This window comes from Frankia sp. CcWB2, assembly GCF_977927585.1.
The window spans coordinates 6,207-11,502 of the sequence record NZ_CDWRCM010000137.1 but is presented as its reverse complement, the minus strand read 5'-3'; the positions used below and the strand labels follow the sequence as shown (position 1 = coordinate 11,502).

Here is a 5,296-nt window from a genome sequence, read left to right as displayed (position 1 = left end):
ACGTTCGCCTGCCATCTCGCGGCCGGGCTTCCGGCCGACCGGATGGTGGTCGTGGCGCCGGCCGCCCCCGGCTACCGAATGATCACGGTATGGCTGCCGATGGCCCCGTCGGCCTGCGTCCTGGCCCTGTTGGTCCGCCGCGGCCACCTCTGACCCGCGCCACCCACCCCCGTCGGGGGATGGTCCCGCACCGCGTCAGGCCCACTCGTCCCGTCCGGGTGGACCCGCGGGCACCGAACCCAACGGCGATTACTCTTCGAATCAATGGGAATGCACAACGTCGGGATGCACAACGTACAGCTAGTTCTCGCGCGTGCACCGTCATCTGCCCATGCCATCCACCCGTCGGTCAGGGCCGCACCCGCGGTCCTCAGAGGGGGGAGACTTCATGAACTGGTCCCGTACATCACGTCGGTGCGCCTCGCGTGCCTTCGTCCTGACCGCCACGCTGGCAGCAGCCCTGGCCGCGCCGGGGCTGCTCAGCTCGGTGGCCGAGGCGGCAGCACCGACCGGCAGCCCGACGGGCAGATGCCCGTCGCTGCCCCAGATCGCCGGCCCGTTGCAAAGCTGGGAGACGGTTACCGCCCTGCCAGCTCCCCGTGCCCATCTCGCGGCCACCACGGGATGTGACGGACGGATCTATGCGATCGGCGGCCAAGCCGCCGAGACGGGCGCCGGCGGCGGCGCCCCGGGCTCGCCTACGGGGACGCCCACGGCAACGCCCGGCCCGACCGCGTCACCAACCACCACACCAACTTCACCGGCCGCCACACCCACTTCACCGATAGCCACACCCGCATCGCCGACGCAGTCGCCAGCCCCCACCGGGACGCCCGGAAGTTCCGCGACGACATCGACGGTGGGTCCGGCCAGCCTGACCCGGAAGCCGCTGGCCGGATCACCCGGCGCGAGTCCGACCGGTTCACCGACCACGCCCGCATCACCGACGGGCACCGGCTCACCCACGTCGCCACCGGGCGTCGCCGCCCTGACGCCGGTGGGAACGGTCCAGGTCTACGACCCGCGGAAGAACGCCTGGACGGACGCGCCCGATCTGCCGACCGCGCGTACCCATCTCGCCGCCGCGACCGACCTCGATGGCCGGATCTACGCGATCGGCGGCCGGTCCGGCAGCTCGAACCAGCCCACGGACATCGTCGAGGTGTACACCCCGTCCGACGGAAGCTGGTCGGCGGGGAAGCCCCTGCCGAGCGCCATGGGTGACCCGAGCGCGGTCCGCGGCACCGACGGCAGGATCTACGTTCTCGACGCGAAGACCCTGGCGATCTACGATCCCGGCTCGGACAGCTGGTCGACGGCCGGAGCGCCGCCGCCCGCGAACAGGGCTCCGGTCCTGACGGCCCTGCCGGACGGCCGGATCCTGGCCGCCGGCGGCATCGGGGCTGGCGGCGGCTCCGCACAGCGGGCGGCCACCGACGTCTTCGCCTACACACCGGGTTCGGATGCGGCCGAGAAGGGCTCGTGGGCCCAGATGTCCGACCTGCCGGACGGCGTCGCGGGTGCCGCCGGGGCGACCGGCCCCGACGGCCGGGTCTACATCATCGGCGGGCGGGACAGCGCCGGGAACGTCACCGGGGCGGTGCAGGTCTACACCCCGAAGGACGACCGGTGGGCCGCCGGACCGACCAGCTCCCCCTCTACCCGGGCCGGGCATGCCGCGGCGACCGGTGGTGACGGCCGGGTGTACGTGCTGGGTGGAACGTCCAGCACCGGCAAGACACTGAACACCGCCGCCGCACTGAACAAGTAACGAACAACACCACCAGCCGGCGCCGGCCGCCCTGTCCCATGAGGCCGGCGCCGGCCGCCGGCCGCGTTTGCTGAGGTCAGTCCCGCTTGAATGCCTCCCGGCGCAACATCTGAAATAGCGTCGGGGCGCCTTCGCGGGTCGTCACGGCGACCGCCTTGTGCACGAACCGTACCTCGGTCGCCTGTTCGAGCAGGCTCGCGGCCAGGTCCATGCGGCTGGTGAAGATACCCGGCGCCTGGTCCTCGTGAAGCTCGTAGCTCGTCACCCCGGGCGCATCGAACAGACCCGAGGGACGCATGATCGTCCAATCCAGGTTGCTGTCGCGCAGAAGTTCCTCCATGCGGCGCATGTCACGGTAGGTCGTCTTGCCGATCGTCGCGGTGATCAGCGGCTGGAGGACCCGGTTAAGCAGGAAACCGCCATCGGCATGATGATGCGGCTCGGTGGCACTCGAGCTCACCACGACCACTCGCTTGACCCCGTGCCGGAACATCGCCGCAGTGATGTTCCGGATTCCGTCGCTGTAGATGTTGATCGGTTCGCGCGTGAACGGCACGCCAAGCGTCGACAGCACCACGTCGGCTCCTTCGACGGCCCGATCGACGGCCTGGGCGTCGTGCACGTCGGCCCCCACGACGTCGAGCCGTTCGTGCGTAATCGGGAATTCCGCCGGTCGCCTGGTCACCGCGACGACGTCGTAACCGGCGGCCAGCGCCTGCTCGGTCAGCAGCCCGCCGGTCGGCCCGTTCGCTCCGAACACGACAATCCTCATTGCTGCGCTCCTCCTGACCCACGGGTACGCGGATCACCTGCCTGTCGGATGTCCGTCGGATGTCTGTCGGATCCCGCCGGACAGATGTGACCGCCGCGCCCACCGGCCACCGGCTACCAGCCGTCCCCAGGACCCAGACGGGTGGCGTCACGGGGGTGGCCCCGTCACATCGGCGGTGCCGCGTTCGTCAACTGCTCAGGAGAGGCTGGTCCGGAGGGGTGCAAGCGAGGGGTGCAGGCAATGGACGATGCGACGTGGCAGGCCGAGCAGTTCGAGCGCCAGCGCCCGCGGCTGCAGGCGGTCGCGTACCGCATGCTCGGTTCGCTCAGCGAGGCCGAGGACGCCGTCCAGGAGGCATGGCTGCGGCTGAGCCGCTCCGGCGACGAGGCGATCAACAACCTCGGCGGTTGGCTGACGACGGTCGTGGGTCGGGTGTGCATCGACATGCTGCGTGCCCGCCAGGCGCGCCGGGAGGACTTCGTGGGTACCTGGCTGCCCGAGCCGATCGTCAGCGCCGAGGACGGTGACGGCCCGGAGCAGCAGACCGTGCTCGCCGACTCCGCCGGCCTGGCGCTGCTCGTCGTGCTCGAGACGCTCACCCCGTCCGAGCGGCTCGCGTTCGTCCTGCACGACATGTTCGCCGTGCCGTTCGAGGAGATCGCCCCGATAGTCGACCGGACCCCCGCCGCGGCCCGCCAGCTCGCCAGCCGCGCCCGACGGCGGGTGCGAGGCGCCCCGACGGTCCCGGACCCCGACCTCGCCGCACAGCGCAAGGTCGTCGCCGCGTTCCTGGCCGCCGCCCGGGCCGGCGACTTCGACGCCCTCGTCGCGGTGCTCGACCCCGACGTCGTGTTCCGCGTCGACACCGGCTCACGCACCCGGCTCGCGCCCGCGCTGCTCACCGGCTCCGCGGACGTCGCACAGCACACCGCCATCCAAGGCCCCCGCTTCGCGCGGCACTGCCAGCCAGCTCTGGTCAACGGCACCGCCGGGATCGTCGCGCGCACATCGACCGGTGTCATCGCCGTCGCCGGCCTCACCGTGCGCGACGGACGGATCGCCACCATCGACCTGATCCTCGACCCCGACAAACTCCACCGCCTGGTTCTCGCCGACTAGGGGTGTTTTTGACCGGGGTGTTTTTGACAGACCCCCGACAGACCCGGAGACAGTCTCGAATGTGTCAGCCTCGGATGTGGTCAACGGCCGGTGGGAAGGTAGGCGGCGATGATCGCGGTGGCCAGTGCGCGCTGCCCCTGGCCGTTGGGGTGGAACGCGGCGGAGAACGGCGTTCCGAGGGGGTCGACGTCGGGGGGACTGCCTGTACTGCTGCAGAACTCGTGCCCGGCGAAGGCGTTCTCGGTGTCCACGTAGGTCACGCCGGCCGCCCTCGCGGCGGCGCGGATCGTGCTGTTGAGGTCGTGGACGGTCTGGTTGAACCAGGCCGCGTCGGCCGGCTGGATGCGTACCCCCAGCTTCCCGAGGACGCTGACCGGGCACGGGGCCGTCCAGAGTGTCGGGGAACAGCCGGGGATAGCCCAGGACGAGGATCCGTGCCCCGGGGGCGAGGCTGGGGCCCGTCGGATAGCCCGGTAGGTCTCAGTGAGTTGTGGCTGCAGGGTGTTCAGAGCAGTCCCGACGGCCGGTGCGGAGTGCTCCCGGCAGGACGGGAGAAGTGTGGTCACGTGCAGTGCCGCACAGTAGACCGCGATGTCGGCGAAACCGATGTCGTTGCCGCCGACGGTGAGGGTGACCAGTCCGACGGTGTCGGCCGGCCCGTCCAGATAGGTGTCCTGTGGTGGGGTGCCAGGCCCCTGCGACGTGGAGAAGTCCCGGATGCGTGCGCCCGCGCAGGCCCCGAAGGTGAACAGTGGATCAGACGTCGCGGACGGCGGCGGGTCCTTGGTGGCCAGGGCGGCGTGGACGAGAGCCGGGTAGGCGGCGGTCGAGCGTCGGCAGCCACCGAATAGCCGGTAGCTGCCCGGGAGGTAGTCGGCGACGGGGCCGGCTCCGTCACCGGAGGAATACGAGTCACCCAGCGCGACGTAGCGCAGCGCGGTCAGCCTGGTCCGCGAGGATCGTGAACGGCCGGACCGGTCGGTCGCGGTCAACTGGAACACGTAGTTGCCCGGAACCGGGAGGGTCACCGTCGTGTCTGGCGTGTCACCGGCGAACCGGGCCGGGGCCGGTCCCGACAGCATCGTCCACGTTGTGGATGCCGCGGGGCCGGTGACCCGGCCGTGCAGGGCCACCACGCTCAGCCCGACGACTGTGCGCGAGCGTCCGGCCTGCACGGTCACCATCGCCTGCCGCAAACGTGGCACCGTCGTCACAGATGGTTGCGATGTCGCTGCCGCAACGTTCTGTCGGCTACGGGATACATCCGCTGCGCCTGTGTCACGGCAACCCGCGACCGCCACGGCCGCCACCAGGCCCACCACGAGCATGCTCCACCGGCATCGCCCGAGATCGCTACCCGTCATACCGTCATGATGACAGGCCGTGGAGTGGAGTCCACGGATGTGGCGTACGTGGAGTAGCAGTCCTGCGACGCCCAGAGCAGGCCTGCGACACCCCAAAGTGGCGGTCTGTAAATCGGGGCTCCGTGTCGGTCATCTCCTTCACCACCAGGAAGATCGTCGCAAACTGGGCCATCCCCGGCGGCGGGATTCCCGACATGGGCAACGTCAACGCCGACGGGACCCGGCTGTGGCTGTCCGGCCGGCGCAGCAACGTCGTGTACGTGTTCGACA

4 protein-coding genes are annotated in these 5,296 nt (G+C 70.6%); 2 read left to right on the top strand and 2 right to left on the bottom strand.

Going from position 1 to position 5,296, the window contains the following annotated elements; all coding sequences use genetic code 11:
• Nucleotides 1-859: 859 nt before the first annotated feature.
• A complete protein-coding gene (locus ACY45C_RS14730; protein WP_462188174.1) occupies nt 860-1,771 on the top strand; it encodes a Kelch repeat-containing protein in 912 nt (303 codons plus the stop codon).
• Nucleotides 1,772-1,847: 76 nt separating this feature from the next.
• Here the strand turns inward: ACY45C_RS14730 and ACY45C_RS14725 are convergent, their stop codons facing one another.
• Nucleotides 1,848-2,543, bottom strand: coding sequence for an NAD(P)-dependent oxidoreductase (locus ACY45C_RS14725; protein WP_462188173.1), 696 nt, complete (start codon nt 2,541-2,543; stop codon nt 1,848-1,850).
• 240 nt (nt 2,544-2,783) lie between these two features.
• Here ACY45C_RS14725 and sigJ point away from each other — a divergent pair, with 240 nt between their 5' ends.
• Complete coding sequence (gene sigJ, locus ACY45C_RS14720) at nt 2,784-3,662, top strand: RNA polymerase sigma factor SigJ (RefSeq protein WP_462188172.1); 879 nt, start codon at nt 2,784-2,786, stop codon at nt 3,660-3,662.
• 80 nt (nt 3,663-3,742) lie between these two features.
• Here the strand turns inward: sigJ and ACY45C_RS14715 are convergent, their stop codons facing one another.
• Nucleotides 3,743-4,867, bottom strand: a complete 1,125-nt coding sequence (locus ACY45C_RS14715; protein ID WP_462188171.1) for an SGNH/GDSL hydrolase family protein — start codon at nt 4,865-4,867, stop codon at nt 3,743-3,745.
• Nucleotides 4,868-5,296: the final 429 nt, after the last annotated feature.

Coding starts and splice junctions, on each gene's coding strand:
- ACY45C_RS14725 (WP_462188173.1), bottom strand. CDS start 2,543: ATGAGGATTGTCGTGTTCGGAGCGAACGGGCCGACCGGCGGGCTGCTG.
- sigJ (WP_462188172.1), top strand. CDS start 2,784: ATGGACGATGCGACGTGGCAGGCCGAGCAGTTCGAGCGCCAGCGCCCG.